The organism is Klebsiella sp. RC2 (assembly GCF_014192815.1).
GTDB lineage: Bacteria > Pseudomonadota > Gammaproteobacteria > Enterobacterales > Enterobacteriaceae > Klebsiella > Klebsiella variicola.
On the sequence record NZ_JACHYL010000008.1, the window covers coordinates 176476 to 197888 of the forward strand.

Here is a 21413-nt window from a genome sequence, read left to right on the forward strand (position 1 = left end):
CCCGGCCTCTTAGTGCTTGTCCAGCCACGCGCCGTAGAACGACGGACGACCGACGGCCTCGAAGCTGACGCCTTTGACCCACGGCGCGCCGGCGAACACCTGCGGCTCTTCGAAAATGGGGATCACATAGGCGTTATCGATCAGATAGCGCTGGGCGTCACCGGTTAACTGCAAGCGCTGCTGCGGCTCTACCGCCGCGGAGATGCCGGTCAGCAGGTCATTCAGCTTATCATCGCGGAAGTGCTGCACTTTATCGCTGGAGCCGCCTTTCTGCAGCAGCGCATCGCGGTTGTTGGGGAAGAACATACTTTTCACCACATCCGGGTCGGCGCGGCCCACTTCTGAGACGGTGAGCGGGGTTTTCTGCGGGTCAAGATTGTCCAGCGTACGGCTACCGGCATCCCCGGCTTTGACGGTCAACGCCACACCTACCTGGCGCCACTGCTGGGCGATCAGCTGCAGCACTTCCTTATTCTGCGGCTGCGGCAGCGATTCATATACCGTCAGCGCCAGCCGCTGGCCGTCTTTACTGCGAATACCGTCGGCGTCGGGCTTCCAGCCGGCGTCGTCCAGCAACTGTCGGGCTTTGGCCTGGTCGAAGGTCAGTTTATCGCTCAGATTGACATAGCCGGCGGCGGAGCTGGCCAGTACGGAGGTCGCTTGCGGGTAGTTAGCGGAGAATAGCGTCTCCACCACCTGTTTGGCGTTGGTGGCATGGAGCAGGGCCTGGCGCACCCGCAGGTCGGCGACCAGTGGGTTATCCGGGCGGAAGCTCAGGCTGTCGTTGACCCCGCGGGTAGGGGCGGCGTAGACCTTAAATCCCTGATCGGTCGCCTGCTTTTCATCGTAGGCCTGCACCTGGCGAATAAAGCCCGCCTGACCCGCCAGCAGCGCGCCGATGCGCACGCTGTCTTCCGGGGTCACAATATAGGTGATGCCGTCGAGGTTAGCGGGCCCCTGCTGGGCACTGTTTTTCGGCCCCCACTGATAGTCCTTGCGCGCCACCAGCGTCAGCTCGCGGCCTGGCTTTTCATCCTGCACCACAAAGGGCCCGGAGCCGATAATATGCCGGGCATCGCCCAGCTCTTCAAAATTGCGCTGCAGGGTGCTGAGTGATACCAGACCGGAGCCGATGGTGGCGGTTCCCTGCAGGAAGCCCGGCGACGGTTTGTTGAAGTAAAATTTCACCGTCAGCGGGTCGATCACTTCGCTGCGCTGGTAGTTATTGATGACCTCCGAGACGGGCAGGCGATGGGCTTTATCTCCCAGACCATAGGTGTCGAAGTTTTTAGCCACGGCGGCGGCGTCAAGCGGCGTGCCGTCCGAGAAGGTGACCCCTTTGCGCAGGTGGAAAGTGTACTCGGTTTTATCGGCATTGCTGGTCCAGCTCTCGGCAATCCACGGCTCAATCTCCAGCGTTTTCGGGTTCTGCCAGGTGAGCTTGTCGGTTATCTGATTGAGAATACCGCCATTCGGATAAAAGCCGCCGGCGGGCGGATAGAGATTGGTGTGCGGTTGCTGCTCCAGATAAATTAAGGTGCCGCCTTTAACCGGCGTGTCGGCGGCCCAGACGGAAAAGGCGCCGGAAAGAAACAGGGCGGCCAGCGCGGGCAGGCGAAAATGACGATGCATGGTGAATTCCTTTGTTATCTATTGTGTTGCCATCATCGGGCGCGGCTAAAAACAAAGGAACCAAGGAATTGCGCTAAGCATTTGCGGAAATTGGATTTACTTCGCGAGTGGGAAGCGTGGGGCAAGCGCCTCTCCCGGGCGGGAGAGGCGTTGGTGATTAGCTGCGCAGATCGATAACCATACGGCCGCGGATCTGACCCTGCTCCATCTCTTTAAAGATGGCGTTGATATCTTCCAGCGGGCGCAGGGTAACTTTCGGCACCACTTTACCTTCGGCGGCAAACTGGAAGGCTTCCACCAGGTCCTGACGAGTACCGACCAGCGAACCGACCACCTCGATGCCGTCGAGCACCAGACGTGGAATATCGAGGCTCATCGCCTCCGGCGGCAGGCCCACCGCGACCACGCGGCCACCGGCACGAACGGCATCTACCGCCGAGTTAAAGGCCGCTTTGGCCACCGCGGTCACTACGGCAGCATGCGCGCCGCCGGTTTTTTCCTGAATCACTTTCGCCGCATCTTCATTACGGGAGTTGATGGTCAGATCGGCGCCCATCGAGGCCGCCAGCTCCAGCTGCCCGTCGTTGACGTCGATAGCGATCACTTTGGCGTTAAAGACATTCTTCGCATACTGCAGCGCCAGGTTGCCCAGCCCGCCGAGACCGTAGATAGCGATCCACTGACCCGGTTTGATGTGAGAGACCTTGACCGCTTTGTAGGTAGTGACGCCCGCGCAGGTGATACTGCTGGCGGCGGCGGAGTCGAGGCCGTCCGGGACTTTTACCGCGTAGTTGGCGGTGACGATGCACTCTTCCGCCATGCCGCCGTCGACGGTATAGCCGGCGTTTTTCACCGAGCGGCACAGCGTCTCATTGCCGCTGTTACAGTAATCGCAGTGGCCGCAGCCTTCGAAGAACCACGCTACGCTGGCGCGATCGCCTGGCTTCAGGGAGGTGACGCCCGGTCCGACTTTTTGCACCACCCCGATCCCTTCATGGCCGAGAATGACGCCGGTTTTATCGCCAAAATCGCCGTTTTTCACGTGCAGGTCCGTATGACACACGCCGCAGCATTCCATTTTCAACAACGCTTCACCGTATTCCAGCGGGCGCAGCGTTTTTTCCGTGACGTTAACCTGATGGTCGTGGGTAACAACAGCAGCCTTCATGCCTGTCTCCTTGTGAGGGGATTGTTTAATTTTATTAATGCAATAGTACCCAATAAGGATTAGACGCGATGGAGAAAAATACAAGGCGCTTTAGTACAGGATGTGGTTTTTTGCTACAGCGGTAGCACAAAATTCAGGCAATACCTCTAATTTTGGTAGGTAATAATAGCGTCACTGAATGGTCATGTTTTCTTCATCACCCAACTCTATCGTTTTGCGCATCAATTTCTTATAACAACAGAGTGATACAACAATGCATCTGGTAAAAACCATCCTCACTGCCGGTCTGTTTCTGTCCGCCGCCGCACAGGCGCAGAACGTACTGGAATTCCCCCAGCCGGAAAACAACCCGGAAGAATTTTACGCCGTCACCGAGATCCCGGCAGGGGGCATTATTAAGTATGAAACCGACGCCAAAACGGGGTTTATCATCGCTGACCGCTTTCAGTCGATGCCGGTGGCTTACCCGGCGAACTACGGCTCGCTGACCCAGTCGCTGGCCGGAGATGGCGACCCGCTGGACGTGGTGTTTTACACTCGCGCGCCGATGGCGCCCGGCACACTGATTAAGCTGCGGCCGATCGGTGTCCTAAAGATGATAGACGGCGGTGAGAAAGACGACAAAATCATCGCCGTGCCGGCCAGTAAAATTGACCCAACCTATGACGACATCAAGACCATCACCGATCTGCCGAAAATCGAGCAGCAGCGGCTGGAGGCCTTCTTCCGGGTCTATAAAGAACTGCCGGAGGGGCGTAAAAAGGTTGAGCTGGCCGGTTTTAATGATGCCGCCGCTGCGAAGCAGGAGATTAAATCGGCCTGGGAGGCCTGGAAAGCGCAGAACCCGCAATAATATTCATCGCGGGCGCTGTCCGGCGCCCGCGATGACCCCTGTGGCGGCGAAATCACAGGTCACACGGCAACGCTTATCTCACCATATTGCATCTTGACGCAGGATGAAGTTGATGGTTGTATTGTACAACCATTTCATTTTCTGGACCCGCTGCCATGCCTGACACCCCCTTAATCCAACAGATTCGTACCGCCTCGCGGTTAATGGTGCGCGAGCTGGGCTTTATGAGCACCACGCTGGCCGCCACCCATTATTCACCTTCGGCGGTGCACACCCTGCTTGAGGTATCGATGAGGGGGGAGATGACGGCCGCGCAGCTGGTCACGTTGCTGGGACTGGAAAAATCAAGCGTCAGCCGGATGGTCTCTCGTCTGCTGGCGGCCGGTGAGCTGGAGGAGCGTCCTTGCGCGGAGGATGCGCGCGCGAAATCACTCGCCCTGACGGCAAAGGGGCACGATACGGTGGCGAAAATTAACGCCTGGGGTACCCGTCAGGTGGTGGAGGCGTTAGACCATCTGGATGAGACGCAGCAGCACACTGTTGCCACTGGACTGGCGGCCTATGCCCGGGCGCTGGCGCAGTGTCGGGATAGCGCGCTCGCGGATACGGCTCCGCAAATTTCGCTGATGACCGGCTATCAGCCGGGGATGATCGGTCGGATAGCCCAGATGCACGGGGAGTATTACACCCGTCATCATGATTTTGGCGCTTTTTTTGAAGGCAAGGTCGCCAGCGGCGTAGCGGAATTTGCCACCCGGCTTTCCTCCCCGGCCAACCAGATCTGGCTGGCGATCCGCGAAGGGAAAATCGTCGGCTCGCTGGCTATCGATGGCGAGGACCTCGGCCAGCAGCAGGCGCATCTGCGCTGGTTTATTCTCGACGACAGCTGCCGGGGAACCGGCATCGGCAGGCGTCTGCTCAGCGAGGCGATGACTTTCTGCGATAGTCGCCAGTTTAGCGCGGTGCAGCTGTGGACCTTTAAAGGGCTGGACGCGGCCCGCAAACTGTATGAATCCTTTGGCTTCACGTTAACCCGCGAATGGCAGGGGGAGCAGTGGGGAAAGGTAATGACCGAGCAGCAATTTACCCGGTCCGGAAACACCGGCTAAGCACGTTGCGCCTTAGCCGGTGGGGGAACATGAAGATTACGCCAGCTGGTTAAGCAGGCGGTTAATCTCCTCACGCCACTGCGCCTGAAGTGATGGCTTTTGATGTTTTGGCTTGCGGGCCATATCGTCAGCCAGCCATTGCTCCAGGTCAATCAGCCGCGCCAGCAGCGCCTCCTCATCATCGTCAGCCCCGGCGGGCGTACTCTGCAAAGCGAGTCGACTGTCCGGGGCGGGCGCCACGGCCTGCAGACGGGCATAGACCTCCTCCAGGTTGTGCCATTCCGTTAACCCGGCGTTGTCGATCAGCCAGAAGCGGTTACAGCTTTCGCTAATCAGCTGGCGGTCATGACTGACCAGCAGCACGCCGCCGGGGTAATCGCGCAGCGTCTGCGCCAGCGCCGCTTTACCCTCCATATCAAGATGGTTGGTGGGTTCATCCAGCAGCAGCAGACTGTAGCGCGCCAGCGAGAGGCCAACAAACAGTAGCCGCGACCGCTCGCCGCCGCTGAGGGTGCTGACCTTCTGGCTATGTCTCGCCCAGCCAAACCCGGCGGCGATCAGCGCCCGCTTACGGGTGTCGGCCGACGGGGCGAACGGCGTCAGCGCGTCGAGCAGGCTGGCATCGTCCGGTAACTGCTCCAGCGTCTGGTCATAGTAGCCGGGGTGCAGCCGGGGATGCAGGCGCAGCCCCGGGAGTGGCGATGCGTCGTTCATCTGCTGCCACAGCAGGCGCAGCAGGGACGATTTACCGCCGCCGTTGCGCCCCATGATGGCCACGCGATCGCCGCTGCGCAGGCGCGCCACGCCGGTGGTGAAGAGGGATGGCAGGCTCGGCGCGGGCGCGACGGGCAGGGTGTCCATCTCCAGCAGGCGGTCAGCCGGCAGGGCGTCCCCCTGCAATGACAGACGCCACGGTGGGCCGACGCTGAGCTCGGTTTGCTCGTCTTTCAGGCGGGCGACCTGCTTCTCCATCTGTTTGGCTTTACGGGCGAGGTCTTCGTTGTCATAGACGCGACCCCAGGTGGCCAACCGCCGGGCGCTGGCGCTGACCCGGTCGATCTCCTTTTGCTCGGCCTTATGGCGCAGCGCGGCGCTTTCATCCTGTTCCTGCAGTGCCTGACGGGCAGCGCTGCAGGGTAAGGCGAAGCTGTGCAGCGTCTGGTCGCGGAGGATCCAGCTGGCATTAGTTACAGCATCCAGTAAGGTGTTGTCGTGTGACACCAGCACGAAGCTCCCCTGCCAGGTTTGCAGGAAGCTTTCCAGCCACAGCAGGGTCGGCAGATCGAGGTGGTTGCCGGGCTCATCCAACAGCAGCAGGTCAGGTTGGCGGATCAGCGCCCGGGCCAGCAGCAGGCGCGTGTGCTGGCCGCCGCTCAGGGTAGTGGTTTGCTGCTCCATCACCGCCGGGGTAAAGCCCATCTGCGCCAGCAGGCGTTCGGCCAGCCAGCGCTGCGCTTCCCGTACATCAGCGGGTAACGGGGCCAGCACGGCCTGCAACAGCGACTGCGAACGCAGCGCCTCCGGCAGATGCTGTTCAACGCGGGCCATCAGACACTGACCGGCGAGTGAGACGCTGCCCGAGGTGGGCGCGAGGGTGCCGTCCAGCACCTGCAACAGGGTGCTTTTGCCGCAACCGTTATGGCCGATGAGACCGATACGGTCGCCTTTCTTCAGGGTGAAGGAGAGGGTGTTAAACAGCGGCCCAAAGGTAGTCTCCACGTGGAGCGCATGGGCAGTTAGTAATGTACTCATAGTCAACTTACTCAAGAGTTACAGGCATGCAAATGCCTCGTCAAAACTCGCTGACGATAACCCGGTAAGCCGGAGAGAAGGGATTGCGTGAAGTGTCTTCGCTCAAGCCATAGTTATCGCAGCACGATACCGATAACGCTTGAGCTGGCGCAATTGCCTAATGCATGTGAAACAATAAACATTTCACAATACAGCATGGGGGGCCTCCTTTTTTATTCAGTCAGTGGATGGGTGGTGGCAGTGTAGTGGGGAAAGGCTAGCGACGCCAGTGACAAAACTGGCAGGGGGCCCCCGCCAGCTTTCACCTGCGCCGCCTTTGTCTACGACGCCGGATTGGCGCAGAGGGCTTATGTGTTTGCCAGAACATGGTTGCAGAACCATTTTTTTGCTGGCTCATTTACGGTGCCTCCACAGGGACGGTGGCGATCGGGCGGGCAATCATGATTGCCGTTTCACTGAGCGCATTCAGATCACTTACCTGAGTACACTGGCGGGCCATGACCTGCGGATCGCCGTCCGGAAACCAGCCCTCATTGAATGACAGGGTGTAAAACTGGGTATGCCGCTTGACTTCACAGCGCCAGGCGCGGCCAAGATTGTTTCTGTCGATAAGCCAGCGGGAATCTTTCGCTTCAACAAAAATTTCATATTTAGAGGGTTGAGTGACATGTCGATCTGAATTCGTTTTGCTCCAGAAAATGGCAGTGTAATAAACGTTGTGTTTACCGTACTGAATACTGGCATCTCGTCCGGGGGTAACCTCCGGATGGAGGAAAATAACTATCCCGGCGGCAATCAGTACCATCAGCGGTAATATAGGATGCTGTATCGGCCGCCAGGGGATTTTACGTACCGCCAGCAGCCAGACCAGGGTAATAATAAACACGTAGAGCAGGGCGAAGAAAAATTTACTCGGTTCATAGATGACGACATCCACCAGATCGCCGGTGGCGGGCTGATACTGTTCAGCCCGCGGGGTGAGCATCCACATATCACCGCTGAAGAGGCACATTCCGGTGATGATGGCGATACCGCCGATAAGAAACAAGACAATACGGATCAGAATCGCATTCGCTTTATTCGCGCCAGGGGTTAATTTTAGCATTTCACATTCCGTTGTGAGGGGGTGAGAAACAACTATTTTGCACAGCGGAGGGCGTGCGGCAAATGCTATCCGTTTTATATTTTTACGATGAATGAATATGGGCGAAAAAGATGTTTCTGTGGCGGGAGATATTATTCTGACGTTATTAAAAACCGGGCCGATATGTCGACCCGGTGAGCGTGATTAAATCGAGGTGCGGCGATAATTGCGATATTCCGGCAGCCAGAAATTATCGCTAATGGCCTGCAGCAGCGCTTCAGCGGAAGTTTTCACCGCCACGCCTTGCTCCTGCGCCACCTTGCCGACCGCGAAGGCAATTGCCCGTGAGACGGTCTGGATATCCTTCAGCTCCGGCAGCACCGGACCTTCGCCGTTGTTCACCAGCGGCGAGTGTTTCGCCAGGGTTTCACTGGCGGCCATCAGCATCTCGTCGGTGACCCGCGACGCGCCGGAAGCAATCACCCCCAGACCAATCCCCGGGAAGATATAGGAGTTATTGCATTGCGCGATAGCGTACTGCTTGCCTTTCAGGGTGACCGGGGCAAACGGGCTGCCAGTGGCGACCAGCGCCTCGCCATCGGTCCAGTTCAGGATATTCTGCGGCGTCGCTTCCACCCGTGAGGTCGGGTTTGAGAGCGGCATCACGATTGGCCGCGGGCAGTGCTTGTGCATCTCGCGGATAATCTCTTCCGTGAACAGCCCCGGCTGACCCGAGACGCCGATCAGAATGTTCGGCTTCACGTTACGCACCACGTCCAGTAGGGACAGCACATCGTTAGTGGTATCCCAGCCCTGCAGATGCTCACGCTTCTGCACCAGCTTGTTCTGGAACGGCAGCAGGTTAGGCATGCCGTCGGTTAACAAGCCGAAGCGGTCAACCATGAACACGCGCTGGCGGGCCTCTTCTTCGCTAACGCCTTCGCGGACGATCTGGGCGATAATCTGCTCGGCGATACCGCAGCCGGCGGAACCCGCACCGAGGAAGACGATTTTCTGCTCGCTGAGCTGGCTACCGGCGCCGCGGCTGGCGGCGATCAGCGTCCCGACGGTGACCGCCGCGGTGCCCTGAATATCGTCATTAAACGAGCAGATTTCATTGCGATAGCGGTTGAGCAGCGGCATGGCGTTCTTCTGCGCAAAGTCTTCAAACTGCAGCAGGACGTCCGGCCAGCGGGCCTTAATTGCCTGGATCACGTCGTCAACGAACTGATAATACTCGTCGTCGGTAATGCGCGGATGGCGCCAGCCCATATACAGCGGATCGTCGAGCAGCTGCTGGTTGTTTGTTCCAACGTCCAGCACGATGGGCAGGGTATAAGCCGGGCTGATGCCGCCGCAGGTGGTGTACAGCGACAGCTTGCCGATCGGGATCCCCATCCCGCCGATCCCCTGGTCGCCGAGGCCGAGAATACGCTCGCCATCGGTGACCACAATCACTTTCACGTTATGGTTCGGGACGTTCTGCAGGATGTCGTCAAGGTTATGGCGATTCTGGTAAGAGATGAAGACGCCGCGGGCGCGACGGTAAATCTCGGAGAAACGTTCGCAGGCGGCGCCCACCGTCGGGGTATAGATAACCGGCATCATCTCTTCGAGATGGTTGCCGATCAGGCGATAAAACAGGGTTTCGTTGGTGTCCTGGATGTTACGCAGGTAGATGTGTTTGTCGATTTCAGTTTTGAATCCCTGATACTGGATCCAGGCGCGTTCCGCTTGCTCTTCGATGGTTTCAACCACTTCCGGCAGCAGGCCAAGAAGGTTGAAATTGCTGCGCTCTTCCAGACTGAAGGCGCTGCCCTTGTTGAGGAGGGGGAATTCAAGCAGAACGGGACCCGCGTAAGGGATGTACAGGGAACGGTTTTTCTTATGAGTAAATTGCATCGCACTAACTCCTTGATCATGACCACAGTCCCGGCGCGGCGATAAGCGAGGGCGGGTGGAAAGCAGCGGGCAGAGTATAGAGCAGATGGTCGTCAAGCGGGTAAACAAGCAATCAATTGCCATAAAAAAACACCATCCTGGCAACAGGACGGTGTTGTTTATCATCACTCAGACTGAAAATTAACCACCGCGGCGTTTGCGGCCGGTAGCATGGATGTGGTTGAGGGTGGTTTCTTCATCGCCTTCCAGCACCACTTTTTTCTGCTGGGAAAGCTTATAGTTCAGACCGAGAAGATGACGTGCCTGATGGTTCGATTTCATTCTGACTCCTTTATCCTGTTCTGGTTTCAAGGGCAAACCCGGTGGTGACCGGATGAAATGTAACCCAAAGTCGGCCGCACGTTTTTTGTGCGACCTCAGCTAGGGTGGTCCATTTTCAGGGCAATAGCAACCTTCGCGCGCCAGATTAAGAACAGTCTCCCTCACGCACAGCCGGGATCACCACTTCATCTCGCCGGTATTAACTTTGGCGCTTAACTCCAGCGAGCTGGTCTCCGCCAGGCCCGGCCACTGCGTCTCCATGGCCTTGATCACCCCGGCCGAATCCTGATGCGTCTTCAGCGCCTGCTCAAACTGCTGGAGATACGTTTTTGTGAAGCGCACCGCGCTGTCTCCCTCCGGCGGGGTGCCGAGGTAATGACCAGGGATCACCCGCTGCGGGTGCAGGGCGATCATCTGGTCCAGCGTGTGGCGCCATTGCAGGCGACTGGCCGATGTCTGGGTGTCGGCGGTCCAGAGATGCATGCCCCACGCCACGCCTGTGCCGCCGAGGATCGTTTTGTTCGCCCGGATCCAGACGAACGCCGCGTAGTCATGCGGCTGCATGATCGTTATTTTCTCACCGTCGATGGTAAAGCTGTTGGCCTTCAGCGCCTGCGGAACGTACACCTGTGTCGGCGCGCCATCTTTCATTTGCGGGCCCCAGTACGCCAGTTTGGCCGCTTTGGTGGCTTCAATATGTTTGACGACCTCCGGCGTGGCGACCACTTCCGCCTGCGGGAAGGCTTTCATCAGCGGTTCAAGACCAAAATAGAAATCCGGATCGCCAGAGGTGATCACAATCCGCGTGAGCGGCTTGCCGTTTTTCTTGATCATGTCTACCAGCTTTTCGCCGTCTTTGACGCTGAACTGCGCGTCAAACAGCACTGCTTCGTGCGGGCCGGAAACGAGAGTGGAGTTAACGGCAAAGATGCCCTTTTCCTGCGGATTGTAGGTTTGCAGCGTCAGAGGCGCCGCGAAGATCGAACCGCTGAACAGGGCGGTGGCAACAGCAAGAGCAGATAATTTCATGATGTGTTCTCAGTAACAGGTGAATGCGTTCCATTGTACGGATTTCGCTATTTGATAGAATTCCTGAAATAAGAGATGCTGAGTTTCATAAATCGTGCAGATGAAGGGGGCATGATGGACAGGGTGATTGCTGCTCAGGTATACCTGCGCATCTGCGAGCTGGGAAGTCTCAGCGCCGCGGCGCGGGCGCTGGGGATGTCGCGTCCGATGGTCAGTCGCTATCTGGAGCAGATGGAGAACTGGGCTGGCGCCCGGCTGATCCATCGTTCCACCCGCCGGCTGACCCTGACGCCGGCGGGGGAAAAAGTGTTGCTTAAGACCCGCGGGTTGACGCGGATCGCCGATGAAATCGCCGGCGAGCGCCAGCGGGCCGACCCCAGCGGCACGCTGCGCGTCGCCTGCGCGCACTTCACGGCAATGCAGCTGATCTCTCCGCTGCTGCCGGACTTCCTCGCTCGCTATCCGCAGTTGCGCCTGGAGCTGGATATCAATAACCATCCGGTCAGCCTGATCGGCGAGCGCATCGACGTGGCCATTCGCATTACCGACAACCCCGAGCCCGGGGCGATCGCTCGCCGCCTCGGGCTGTGTCGTTCGCTCCTCTGTGCCGCACCGCGCTGGCTCCAGCAGCATGGCCCGCTGGCGACGCTTGACGATCTGCAACAGCATAACTGTCTGTTATACAGCCACTTTGCCGGCCAGCGTTGGCAGTTCAGCGATGCGCAGGGGCAGGAGGCGTCGGTGGCGGTGAGCGGCAATCTGAGCGCGGGGATCTCTTCTCTGCTGCTGGAGGCGGCGGTCGCCGGGTGCGGCATTGCGATGCTCCCCGAACTGGAGGCGCGGAGCGCGTTGGCCAGCGGGGCGCTGGAGGTGGTGCTCCCTGACTGGACGCCGAAGGCGCTGAGCGTCTATGGCATCTATCTTTCCCGCGACTATCAGCCCGATGGGCTACCGCTGTTTCTGGATGCGCTGCAGCGACGTCTGGGGGAGATTGCCGCCGGGGCATGAACATGGCGTTGCATTCAGCGGCAACACCGGCGGGCGGTGGCCCTGCCGGTGAGTTGACGATGAGACTTACTCGTTGCCCCATTGATTAAGGAAGTTGGCGATATCGTCAATTCGGCGTTCATCAATGGCCGCTTCGCGGGCCATCTCCTGCTGCGCCTCTTCATCGATCTCTTCGTTATTCATCAGCCGCTCAATCAGCAGTTGAAAATAGCGCGCCAGCGCATCGCGTTCCGTCTCTTTAACCGGGGAGGCCGCTTCGGTCTCGTACTCGTCCACGATGTCATAAAATTTCAGGGGGATCTCATTACTCATCAGTTGTCCTCAGGGTCAGCGCACAGCGGCGGGCGGATATCATAGCATGCAGCCGGCTAAACACGCTGCGGGAGAGGAAAAATCGCCACGCAGGGCTGCGCGGCGATCGTGTTGGGGAGGGACCGGCATAACGCCGGCCCGCTTATCGGCCCGGAGGCGACGGATTTAGACCACGCCGTCCCCGCCGTCAGAACACCACACCTGACCGGAGGTATAGGAGCAGGCGTCTGATGCCAGGGTGACGTACAGCGGGGCGATCTCGACCGGCTGCCCCGGGCGGCCCATCGGTGTGTCTTTGCCGAACTGTTTCACTTTCTCGTCCGGCTGGCCGCCGCTGGATTGCAGCACCGTCCAGTAAGGGCCTGGCGCCACGGCGTTGACGCGAATGCCTCGTTTCGCCACCTGCTTGGCCAGCGATTTGGTAAAGATCGCCAGGCAGGCTTTGGTCTGGGCATAATCGAGCAGGATTGGGCTGGGTTTATAGGCCTGCACCGAGGTGGTATTGATGATTGCGCTCCCGGCCTGGAGATGGGGCAGCGCCGCGCGAGTGATCCAGAACGGCGCGTAGACATTGGTTTTAAAGGTGGCGTCAAAGTCTTCGGTGGTGAGCTCCTCGAGCGTCTCGCAGTATTGCTGACGTCCGGCGTTATTGACCAGGATGCTCAGGCCTCCCAATTGTTCCACCGCGTCGGCCACCAGCGACTGACAGAAGGACTCGGAGCGAATATCCCCCGGCAGGGCCACCGCGGTGCGACCTTCGGCTTTGATCAGCGCGATGACTTCATCGGCATCCTCTTGCTCCTCCGGCAGATAGCTTATGGCGACATCGGCCCCTTCGCGGGCAAAGGCGATCGCCACCGCGCGGCCAATGCCGGAGTCGCCGCCGGTAATTAACGCTTTCTTACCCGCCAGCCGCCCGGTGCCGGTGTAGCTGGTTTCCCCGTGGTCCGGTGACGGCTCCATCTCCGCATCCAGACCCGGCGGGGTTTGTTCTTGCTCCGGGAACTCCGGACGGGGAGCCGTCTCTTCTGGCAACATGGAGGTGGGTAATTTTTTCATTGGCGGTTTTTCATCTTGCATAGTCATCTCCTTCAGACAGAACGGGCCAGACCTAAGGATAGGTCAGCTTCACCCCAGGCCAGGCAGCGCGAGAGGATCATCTCTCTTGTTTAACAGGCAAAATAGGGGCTTTATTTGACTTTAACCGGCTGATCCTTGGCGAATTTCGTTGTATGTCGCTGCGTTATTATTGGTGGTGTTAAATTAGGATTATTCCATCCTTAATTTGCGGTGCGGGGCTATTTTACCGGGCGGGCTGAATGACGGTATGCTTTTTTAAAGGCGAAGGGGTGTGCATTGTGAAAAAAATAGTTTTTTATACCTATGGATGGTTGATGAACTACTTCATTGTGAGTATTTTTATGACGGTGGTGTCTGGCTGAAGAAAAAATAAATAACATCTATCATTTTCATTTTTTTACAAAAGCGTCGAGGGGAAAAGTTTCACGATAGAAAATGGTGATAACCTAAGGCGAATAAGTGAGTTACGCAGTATTTATTTTTATTACCGCTTCGTTATTTTCTTTTTATTTTCTATTTGATATGGATAAACACCTGGCTTTAATTTGACTCCTGCGAGCATTCCTCTAGTGTTAGATATCGAGGGCGATGATTTGTAACAGGGTCATTTTCCATTTACCAACCGAGATCGAGTAAACCTAAAAGGTGAAATTATGGCAGAGCATAGAGGCGGTTCAGGTAACTTTGCAGAAGATCGTGAAAAAGCATCCGAAGCCGGGCGTAAAGGCGGACAGCACAGCGGCGGGAACTTTAAAAATGATCCTGAACGTGCATCCGAAGCCGGTAAAAAGGGTGGTAAGAACAGTCATGGCGGTGGTCGTAAAGCCGGTGACAGTTAATGACTGAAGCCTGAGGCGCTTTAAAAAGGGCGCCGAAAAAAAACCTGTGGGCCTGCCGGTCCGCAGGTTTCTGTTTATATGGGCTGGTAATAATAAATCTGGTCGAATACTCGTATTTATTTATCGGCAATACGCGAAGAGTAAATGAATCGGCAACATGCTGGTTAACGGTTAAGTATTTATAAGATAGCAGGTAATAAAAATGAAACTGACACCGGCATTGATTAAACGTTGCCATCTTGTGGCCGCCGTGATGTGGGTCATTCTGGCAATACCCTCGTTAATCTGGTGGAAAAACAGCGTCCTGTGGGTCATTCTCATTAGCATCTATGCGAATATCGTTGGGCATTTATCCGGATATAGCGCAGCGCGAGCGGATCAGGCGGCGGAAGAGAATGAAGATCCCACATCCAAATAAAGGATTGGTTATCAGAGGTATTTATGACGGATATTGAAAATTACCATAACTGGCTGCGCGATGCACATGCGATGGAAAAACAGGCCGAAGTGATATTAATCACGGCAACCAGAAGGAGTGAAAACTATCCGCCACTGCGCACGCGTCTTGAACAACATCTCTATGAAACCCGCCGGCAATTATCGTCTCTGCAGGATATCATTGCCCGTAATCATATTTCCCGCTCCGCGCTGCAGGATGCGATGAGCCGGGTTGCCGCGTTGGGCCAGTCCATTGGGATGATGCTGCCCGGCGATGAGGTCATTAAGGTCATTATCACGGCCTATGTTTTTGCGCAATTCGAGGTCGCCTGCTATACCGCCTTATTGACGGCGGCGAAACGGGTGGGCGACCACCATGCCATTCACGCCCTGGAGGCGATGCTGGCGGAGGAGCGAGGCATGGCTGACTGGCTGCTTCATCATCAGCCGACGATCGTCGGGCAATTTCTGCATCGTGCCGATCTGCCTGGCGTTGAGGCCGGAAAATAAGCCGCCGGAGAAAAACTATGGTTAAACGCCACACGATCGCGCTCCATGCTGTCGAGGAACAGGTTCCTCTGAAATTAACCGCCAGACAGCAGGCTCTGGTGGACGCGGTGGCGAATCGGGCGCCTTCAGCGGAACACGCTACCGTATCGCCTGTCGCCAAACCCCGGCCGACGGCGAGGGGCGGACGTAAACCGCGCTGAATCTGCTGGCGAGTGACGGGCCACCCGTCAGGGTGAATAAGCAAGGTGATAGTGATGCAACGGGAACAGTGGTTTCACAGAGCGGTCATTTATCAGGTTGATAGTTCACTGTTTTATGACGCTAACGGTGACGGCTACGGCGATCTCGCCGGTATTCGCCAAAAGCTACATTACATTCGCAGCCTCGGGGCGACGGTGCTCTGGCTGACGCCTTTCTATCTCACCCCTCTGCAGGATGATGGCTATGATATCAGCGACCATCTGCAGCCCGATCCGCGCTTTGGCACCATCGCCGACGTGATTGAGCTGATTGCCTGCGCCCGGGAGCTGGGGCTGCGGGTGATTGTTGAGCTGGTTATCCAGCACACTTCCGCCCAGCACCCGTGGTTTCAGGCGGCGCGACGCGATCCCCGGTCGCCGTGGCGGCCATACTATCTTTGGGCCGACAGGCCGCCGGAGAAGGACGATCCCCCCATGTTTCCCGGCGTCGAGGAGAGCGTCTGGCGCTGGGACGAACAGGCCGGGCAATACTATCGCCACATGTTTTATCGTCATGAGCCGGATCTGAATCTTGCTCATCCGCCGGTGATCGCTGAAATCGAAAACATCATCACCTTCTGGCTGCAGGCGGGCGTGTCAGGTTTTCGCCTCGATGCCGCGTCACATCTGGTGAAACAGGCCGGGAAGGGCGACGAGGCGCGCGGCTACCCGCTGCTGAACCATCTCCGGCAGGTCGTTCAGCGCCTCAATCCCGAGGCGATACTGCTGGGTGAAGTGGACGTTGCGGTAGAAGATTACCGCCATTACTTCGGTCACAGCGATCGGCTGCAGATGGTGCTCAATTTCTGGCTTAACAAATATCTCTACCTCAGTCTGGCGCAGCAGCGCGCCGCCCCGGTGGTAAAAGCCCTGCAGGCGATGGTGACCCCGCCGGACGGGTGCTGCTTCGTCAACTGGCTGCGTAACCATGATGAACTGGATCTCGAGGGGATCGGCGAACGCAATAAACGCCAGGTTATCCGCACCTTTGCCCCTGATAAATCCATGTCCGTTTACCAGCGTGGCGTACGCCGGCGACTGGCGCCGATGCTGGATGGCGATACCCGGCGCATGGCGCTGGCCCATGCGATCCTGCTGGCGCTGCCCGGCGTGCCGGTGATGCGCTATGGCGACGAGATTGGCATGGGAGACGATCTGAGCTTACCGGAGCGCTACGCGGTCAGAACGCCGATGCAGTGGTCGGCGGCGCCCAACGGCGGCTTTTCCCGGGCGGCGCGGGACGATCTGCCGGTAAAACCGATAGCCAGCGGGCGGTGGCGTTACCAGCGGATCAATGTCGAAGCAGCGCTGCGCCACCCCCGATCGCTGCTGAACCGGGTGCGCAATATGGTGCTGGCGCGGGCGGAATATACCGAGCCGGGCTCCATTGCTTTCGCCATCCTCGCGGTGAAGCCTGCTGCGGTGCTGGGCCTGTGCTATCGCAGCGAATCGCGGGAAGTGCTGATGCTGGCGAACTGCAGCCAGCAGGCGGTAGAGGTCCTGCTCCCGCCGCTGGCCGAGGGCTACTGGAGCCCAATTCTGGAAGATAAGCTCTATCAGGATGGGCTACACGGCGGGAAAGATGCGCGGCTGGCGCTTTCCGGGTATGGGTACCGCTGGTTCAGCCGGAGCCTGGATTAACGACGTTTCCCGGAACGACGGAACAACGCCCGCAGGGCCATCGTCGCCACCGCTACCCCGACGCCGGCAGCCACTTTTCCCGGGAGATCGGCGCTGATGGTCACCGCTTTACGCCGTGCGCCATCGTTAAAGGGGCCGTGTCCGGGGTGATTGCCGCGTACCGGCGTGAACAGGTCGTCCTGATGCTCTGCCGGCTTCGGCTGGCCGGTAAACTGTCCCTCCCACGCCTTTTTCACCATCAGACGATCGAGCAGGCGAGGAAAGAAGACCTGGCCGAGGATCGACTGGATGGTGCTTTTCCCGACCCACAGTTCGTTGACCGGACGCTGGATGACGCTATAGATAGCCTCGGCGGCGACTTCTGGCTGATAGACCGGCGGCACCGGCTGCATGGCCTGATCCATTTTATTCCGCGCCCAGCCAAACTGGGCGGTGTTCATCCCCGGCAGCTGGACCATGGTCAACTGGATGTGGCTTTTCTCGTGCATCAGTTCGGTACGCACGGCATCGGTAAAGCCGCGGATCGCCGCCTTGGCTCCACAGTAGGCCGATTGCAGGGGAATCGACCGCCAGGCCAGCGCCGAGCCGGCCTGAATAATCACTCCCCGATCCCGGGGCGCCATCACCTCCAGCGCCGCACGGGTGCCGTTGACATAGCCGAGATAGGTCACCTCCGTCACCCGGCGAAATTCCTCCTCGCTCATCTGACGAAAGGGGGCCAGCACGGTGGTCATGGCGTTGTTGATCCAAACGTATATCGCGCCAAGTGTGGCTTCCACCTCGGCGGCGGCGCGCTGCAGCGCCCCGGCATCGGCGACGTCGGCGCTAATGGCCAGCGTTTTAATGCCAAATCGTTCGCAGGCCTGCTGGGCTTCCTGCAGACCCGTCTCATCTCGGGCGATCAGCGCCACGTGGTATCCTGCGCGAGCGAAACGCAGTGCGGTGGCTTTGCCCGCCCCCGCGGTTCCCCCGGTAATTACCATCACAGACATAGAGACCTCATTTTTTTTGGCTAGCGCAATATTAACTGCACAGATCGGTTAATTATTCCTCACAAATGACAATGACGAGGTGGGAAATATCCTGGAATATACGCAGTGTGAATCAGACGACATATCCGGATGATGCTGGCTGGATCGTGCCTGCATCGGCGAGGACGTTCTATAATCTGTTAGAACCCTGTCAACCCGCGAGGAGGAAAAATGGTGACATTAAACATGCTTAGCGTTGAAAAAGAAGAGGATGATGCCACCCGCGCCCCCGAATCAGGTGATAAACAACCGGAGCGCGATAAATAAAATTGAGACTATTCCTTTTCAGGAATAATGGATATCTGGCCGTTACGCTCGAGGATAGCGAATTTGATCGCTTTGAGCTCATAGATCCCATGGTGCTGCCTGGCTGCCAGCAGGATATCATCGACAGAGATATTGACGAGCTTTATCTTTTCGTCGATGACAGCACCATTTTCCACCACAATAACCGGGCTACCATCAATGAAATTTTCCGCCTGCGAGAAGCGTTTCTTAATATAGCCGAATAAAATATCAACACCCACCAGAGTGACGATGGTGAGCATCGAACCGGTGACGGAATAGTCTGTGCTGAGCATCGCCTGTTGCGTGGCTTCGCTAATTATCAGCAGCAATATTAGATCAAAGTTGGTTAACTGCATCAGCGTTCTTCTGCCAGCAATCTTAAAAATAATCAACAGGATAAAATAGATTGCTGCGGCTCTGAGGACCATTTCCATAGCCACTCCTAGGGATAGACAAACTGGTTCCAGGTGACAGGCGCGCGATCGTTCACTGCCGCCTGCAGGGAAATATTGCCGGCTGTTTTTGGGGTAATGGATAACCACACGGACATCGGCGAGCGGTTGGCCGCTTGCTGATACACGAGGTATAATTTCCCCTCGGCACTGTACATTTTATCCGGCTGCGGGCGGATATCACCGACCTGGTAGCGCGATAAAAACGGGGCGGTGAAGCTGATAATTTTTTCACTACCTCCATCGGGTTTAATCTGAATATTCACTTCGGTTTCACTCATCAGTCTGGCATACCGCTGATAATCGACGCTTAATTCACCTGCGGCACTTTCCCGGTGCGCTTCACTGAAATAACCGGAGGACCACAGACCGCTTAGCGCGGTAAGAATGATGAGACTCAGAACAATTATCCCATAGCGCCGGAATCGATATTCGAAGCGTAGTGCTCGTTCATTCTCGTCAACGATGGGACAATCCTGTTGATTCTTAATCATTATTATTTTCCCCGCGTTTCGTTTCGGCAACAGCGTAACGATAAGGACATTCTTATATTAGTCGATATCAGAACAATTGACTTTGTAAAAGTGAATCGCCTCAGCCAGGCTTTATTCTAATCATCGGTAAAATGACGGAGGGATGATGAAAAAATTAGCGCTCGCTATGGCCTGTGTACTCGCCGTGGGTATTGCACAGGCGGACGATAAGGGCGGTTTTAGTCAGGATGCCGCACCGCCGCCGCCGCACAAACTCGATGACGGCTATCGCGGCGTCGAGGATGGCCGGATCATGACCGTTGAGCAGGCGAAAACCATGCACGATGGCGCGACTATTTCACTGCGCGGTAATGTGCTCACCCGCCAGGACAATGACCGTTATCAGTTTCGCGATAAAAGCGGCACCATCACTGCCATCATTCCGGCCGCCGCGTTTAACGAACAGCACGTAGAGCCTGACGATCTGGTCAGCATCAACGGTAGCCTCGATCGCAAAATGACGCCGCCGGTGGTGCGTGTCGATCGTCTGCTCAAGCAGTCGCCTAAGTAAGCGGAGAACGCCGATATGAGTAACACATCTCAGCCGCAAGGTGAGCAGGGCGGAAAGCATCCTGCGCGCGAGGCGCCTGCCGAGCATGGCGAAGTGCCGCGTAAACGGGACGACAGCAAGGACGACAAAACCGATCCTTATCAGCCACACGATGGTCGTTAGCGAGGCTGACCACGAGATCCTTAAGGGCACAGTGATGCCCAGGCCGCAGAAAAGGCGCAGGTTCGGCATCACGCACTATACTTTTTGTTCGACATCATCACAGGAGGAGTCACATGGCGATTCATAAGAAAGGGCTGGCGCACTGGGAAGGCGATCTGAAACATGGCAAAGGCACCGTGTCGACAGAGAGCGGGGCGCTGAGCCAGCAGCCCTACGGCTTTAACACCCGTTTTGAAGGGGTGAAAGGCACTAACCCTGAGGAGCTGATTGGCGCCGCGCATGCCGCCTGTTTCTCAATGGCCCTGTCGCTGATGCTCAGCGAAGAGGGCTATACCGCAACGTCTATCGACACGACGGCGGTGGTCACCCTCAATAAAACCGACGGCGGCTTTGCGATAACCGACATCGCGCTGCAAAGTCAGATTGTTCTGCCGGACGTTGCGCCGGCGGCGTTCGATGAGATCATTCAGAAAGCGAAGGCCGGTTGCCCGGTATCGCAGGTGCTGAAAGCCAATATCACTCTCGACTACCAGCTTAATCCGTAAGCTGTCGTGCCCGCGCGCAGCGGGCACCCTTTCCCAATATCTCTCCCTGCGCTGCCCAATAGTGGTATCTTTTGTCCTTTAATTGCACGTAAGGGACATCATCATGATCGGCATTCGCGGGATGATCGAGGCGCAGGTGCTCGGCCTGACCGGCATGGCGCTAAAAGAGATCGATTTTGAACAGCCTAAAGGGGAGCCGGGGCTTTTTGGTCCGCAGTCGGCCATCTGGCAGGTACACGGCGATTTTACCTCGATGCTCTGCGGCGGCATCAGCGCGCTGCTGCTGCAGATGCTGCATCCCCTGGCGCTGGCCGGCGTCTGGGATCACTCCCGTTTCCGTGAGGACATCTTTGGCCGCCTGCGCCGCACCAGCCAGTTTATTTCCGCCACCACCTTTGCCACTACCCCCGACGCCGAGCGGCTCATCGCCAAAGTGCAGGGGATCCATCAGCGGATCGGCGGGGTGGATAAGGACGGAACGCCTTATCAGGCCAGCGATCCGGCGCTGTTGACCTGGGTGCACGTCGCCGAGTGCAGTCGCTTTATGGCCTCCCACCTGCGCTACAAGCGGACAGTGGTCAGCGCCGAGCGCCAGGAGGACTATTTCCGCGAGTCGGCGGAAATCGCCCGTCGGCTGGGGGCCCAGGACATCCCTCAGACGCCGCAGGAAGTGGCGGACTATCTCGAGGCGATGCGCCCGCAGTTGCGCTGTGACGAACGTACCCGGGAGGTAGCCGAGGTGCTGCTCTCTACTCGTCTGCCGGGTAGGCTGAGCCAGCCGGTGGGTCAGGTCATGATGCGCGCCGGGATCGATCTGCTGCCGGAATGGGCGCAGGAGATGCTGGGGCTGTCGCTCACGCCGCTGCAGCGGAATACGACGCGCCTGCTGGTGCATGGCGTGGCCCGCGTGCTCCGTGCCTCGGTACGCAACGGCGCCTGGCATTGCGCCATGCGCCGGATGCAAGTGGAGTGAA

Annotated in this window: 25 protein-coding genes; 13 read left to right on the forward strand and 12 right to left on the reverse strand. The window is 57.7% G+C overall.

What is annotated here, in order from left to right; all coding sequences use genetic code 11:
* Nucleotides 1-9: 9 nt before the first annotated feature.
* Both FHW76_RS22765 and adhP read right to left on the reverse strand, forming a co-directional pair.
* A complete protein-coding gene (locus FHW76_RS22765; protein ID WP_016161128.1) occupies nt 10-1632 on the reverse strand; it encodes a TIGR04028 family ABC transporter substrate-binding protein in 1623 nt (540 codons plus the stop codon).
* A 157-nt stretch (nt 1633-1789) separates the two neighbouring features.
* Nucleotides 1790-2800 (reverse strand): alcohol dehydrogenase AdhP, encoded by a 1011-nt coding sequence (gene adhP / locus FHW76_RS22770; protein WP_002906221.1) that lies wholly within the window; start codon nt 2798-2800, stop codon nt 1790-1792.
* Nucleotides 2801-3053: 253 nt separating this feature from the next.
* On the opposite strand from adhP, the gene FHW76_RS22775 reads away from it, so the two are divergent.
* Together FHW76_RS22775 and FHW76_RS26720 are read left to right on the forward strand one after the other, a co-directional pair.
* Complete coding sequence (locus FHW76_RS22775; RefSeq protein WP_012541610.1) at nt 3054-3653, forward strand: inorganic diphosphatase; 600 nt, start codon at nt 3054-3056, stop codon at nt 3651-3653.
* Nucleotides 3654-3808: 155 nt separating this feature from the next.
* Nucleotides 3809-4762, forward strand: coding sequence for a helix-turn-helix domain-containing GNAT family N-acetyltransferase (locus tag FHW76_RS26720; protein ID WP_071582888.1), 954 nt, complete (start codon nt 3809-3811; stop codon nt 4760-4762).
* A gap of 36 nt (nt 4763-4798) precedes the next feature.
* On the opposite strand, the gene FHW76_RS22785 is transcribed toward FHW76_RS26720, so the two are convergent.
* From FHW76_RS22785 to FHW76_RS22795, 3 genes are all read right to left on the reverse strand, one after another.
* Nucleotides 4799-6514 carry an ABC-F family ATP-binding cassette domain-containing protein gene (locus FHW76_RS22785; protein ID WP_183477022.1) on the reverse strand — a complete coding sequence of 572 codons (1716 nt, stop codon included), beginning with the start codon at nt 6512-6514 and terminating at the stop codon, nt 4799-4801.
* Nucleotides 6515-6911: 397 nt separating this feature from the next.
* Nucleotides 6912-7619, reverse strand: coding sequence for a glycosyl transferase (locus FHW76_RS22790; RefSeq protein WP_109910172.1), 708 nt, complete (start codon nt 7617-7619; stop codon nt 6912-6914).
* 183 nt (nt 7620-7802) lie between these two features.
* A complete protein-coding gene (locus FHW76_RS22795) occupies nt 7803-9500 on the reverse strand; it encodes an NAD-dependent malic enzyme (RefSeq protein WP_064179742.1) in 1698 nt (565 codons plus the stop codon).
* A gap of 55 nt (nt 9501-9555) precedes the next feature.
* Here FHW76_RS22795 and FHW76_RS22800 point away from each other — a divergent pair, with 55 nt between their 5' ends.
* On the forward strand, nt 9556-9684 hold the full coding sequence (locus FHW76_RS22800) for a hypothetical protein (RefSeq protein WP_046619973.1): 129 nt from the start codon (nt 9556-9558) through the stop codon (nt 9682-9684).
* Here FHW76_RS22800 and sra read toward each other — a convergent pair.
* Entirely contained in the window at nt 9681-9821 is a 141-nt protein-coding gene (gene sra, locus FHW76_RS22805; protein WP_012541615.1) for a stationary-phase-induced ribosome-associated protein, read from the reverse strand. The two genes, FHW76_RS22800 and sra, sit on opposite strands and share 4 nt — an antisense overlap.
* Nucleotides 9822-9998: 177 nt before the next feature.
* Entirely contained in the window at nt 9999-10850 is an 852-nt protein-coding gene (locus FHW76_RS22810; RefSeq protein ID WP_117116992.1) for a Vmh family MBL fold metallo-hydrolase, read from the reverse strand.
* A gap of 114 nt (nt 10851-10964) precedes the next feature.
* On the opposite strand from FHW76_RS22810, the gene FHW76_RS22815 reads away from it, so the two are divergent.
* Nucleotides 10965-11858 (forward strand): LysR family transcriptional regulator, encoded by an 894-nt coding sequence (locus tag FHW76_RS22815; RefSeq protein ID WP_012968123.1) that lies wholly within the window; start codon nt 10965-10967, stop codon nt 11856-11858.
* Nucleotides 11859-11924: 66 nt separating this feature from the next.
* On the opposite strand, the gene FHW76_RS22820 is transcribed toward FHW76_RS22815, so the two are convergent.
* Both FHW76_RS22820 and FHW76_RS22825 read right to left on the reverse strand, forming a co-directional pair.
* Nucleotides 11925-12170 (reverse strand): DUF2543 family protein, encoded by a 246-nt coding sequence (locus tag FHW76_RS22820; RefSeq protein ID WP_008804755.1) that lies wholly within the window; start codon nt 12168-12170, stop codon nt 11925-11927.
* 165 nt (nt 12171-12335) lie between these two features.
* Nucleotides 12336-13250: an SDR family oxidoreductase gene (locus FHW76_RS22825; protein WP_008804756.1), complete on the reverse strand. Its 915-nt coding sequence runs from the start codon at nt 13248-13250 to the stop codon at nt 12336-12338.
* A gap of 653 nt (nt 13251-13903) precedes the next feature.
* On the opposite strand from FHW76_RS22825, the gene FHW76_RS22830 reads away from it, so the two are divergent.
* The 5 genes from FHW76_RS22830 (at nt 13904) to FHW76_RS22850 (ending at nt 16917) form a co-directional block, all read left to right on the forward strand.
* Nucleotides 13904-14089: a general stress protein gene (locus FHW76_RS22830; RefSeq protein WP_008804757.1), complete on the forward strand. Its 186-nt coding sequence runs from the start codon at nt 13904-13906 to the stop codon at nt 14087-14089.
* Nucleotides 14090-14291: 202 nt separating this feature from the next.
* Nucleotides 14292-14507: a hypothetical protein gene (locus FHW76_RS22835; RefSeq protein WP_008804758.1), complete on the forward strand. Its 216-nt coding sequence runs from the start codon at nt 14292-14294 to the stop codon at nt 14505-14507.
* 23 nt (nt 14508-14530) lie between these two features.
* The gene (locus FHW76_RS22840) at nt 14531-15037 is read left to right on the forward strand and encodes a ferritin-like domain-containing protein (RefSeq protein WP_008804759.1); all 507 of its coding nucleotides are present in this window, start codon (nt 14531-14533) and stop codon (nt 15035-15037) included.
* A 17-nt stretch (nt 15038-15054) separates the two neighbouring features.
* Nucleotides 15055-15237, forward strand: a complete 183-nt coding sequence (locus tag FHW76_RS22845) for a hypothetical protein (protein ID WP_012968126.1) — start codon at nt 15055-15057, stop codon at nt 15235-15237.
* A gap of 54 nt (nt 15238-15291) precedes the next feature.
* Nucleotides 15292-16917: an alpha-amylase family protein gene (locus tag FHW76_RS22850; RefSeq protein ID WP_183477024.1), complete on the forward strand. Its 1626-nt coding sequence runs from the start codon at nt 15292-15294 to the stop codon at nt 16915-16917.
* Here the strand turns inward: FHW76_RS22850 and FHW76_RS22855 are convergent.
* The 3 genes from FHW76_RS22855 to FHW76_RS22865 form a co-directional block, all read right to left on the reverse strand.
* Nucleotides 16914-17909: an SDR family oxidoreductase gene (locus FHW76_RS22855; protein WP_183477026.1), complete on the reverse strand. Its 996-nt coding sequence runs from the start codon at nt 17907-17909 to the stop codon at nt 16914-16916. The two genes, FHW76_RS22850 and FHW76_RS22855, sit on opposite strands and share 4 nt — an antisense overlap.
* Nucleotides 17910-18223: 314 nt before the next feature.
* Nucleotides 18224-18670, reverse strand: coding sequence for a DUF421 domain-containing protein (locus FHW76_RS22860; protein ID WP_008804762.1), 447 nt, complete (start codon nt 18668-18670; stop codon nt 18224-18226).
* Between the two features lie 8 nt (nt 18671-18678).
* Nucleotides 18679-19182, reverse strand: a complete 504-nt coding sequence (locus FHW76_RS22865) for a hypothetical protein (protein ID WP_008804763.1) — start codon at nt 19180-19182, stop codon at nt 18679-18681.
* 145 nt (nt 19183-19327) lie between these two features.
* Between FHW76_RS22865 and FHW76_RS22870 the strand changes: the two genes are divergently transcribed.
* The 4 genes from FHW76_RS22870 to FHW76_RS22885 all read left to right on the forward strand — a co-directional run bounded on the left by FHW76_RS22870 (nt 19328) and on the right by FHW76_RS22885 (nt 21412).
* Entirely contained in the window at nt 19328-19732 is a 405-nt protein-coding gene (locus tag FHW76_RS22870; protein WP_008804764.1) for a YdeI family stress tolerance OB fold protein, read from the forward strand.
* Between the two features lie 15 nt (nt 19733-19747).
* Nucleotides 19748-19894: a hypothetical protein gene (locus FHW76_RS22875; protein ID WP_012541624.1), complete on the forward strand. Its 147-nt coding sequence runs from the start codon at nt 19748-19750 to the stop codon at nt 19892-19894.
* 113 nt (nt 19895-20007) lie between these two features.
* Complete coding sequence (locus FHW76_RS22880; RefSeq protein WP_008804765.1) at nt 20008-20439, forward strand: OsmC family protein; 432 nt, start codon at nt 20008-20010, stop codon at nt 20437-20439.
* 103 nt (nt 20440-20542) lie between these two features.
* Nucleotides 20543-21412 (forward strand): oxygenase MpaB family protein, encoded by an 870-nt coding sequence (locus tag FHW76_RS22885; RefSeq protein ID WP_012968130.1) that lies wholly within the window; start codon nt 20543-20545, stop codon nt 21410-21412.
* Nucleotide 21413 lies beyond the last annotated feature (1 nt).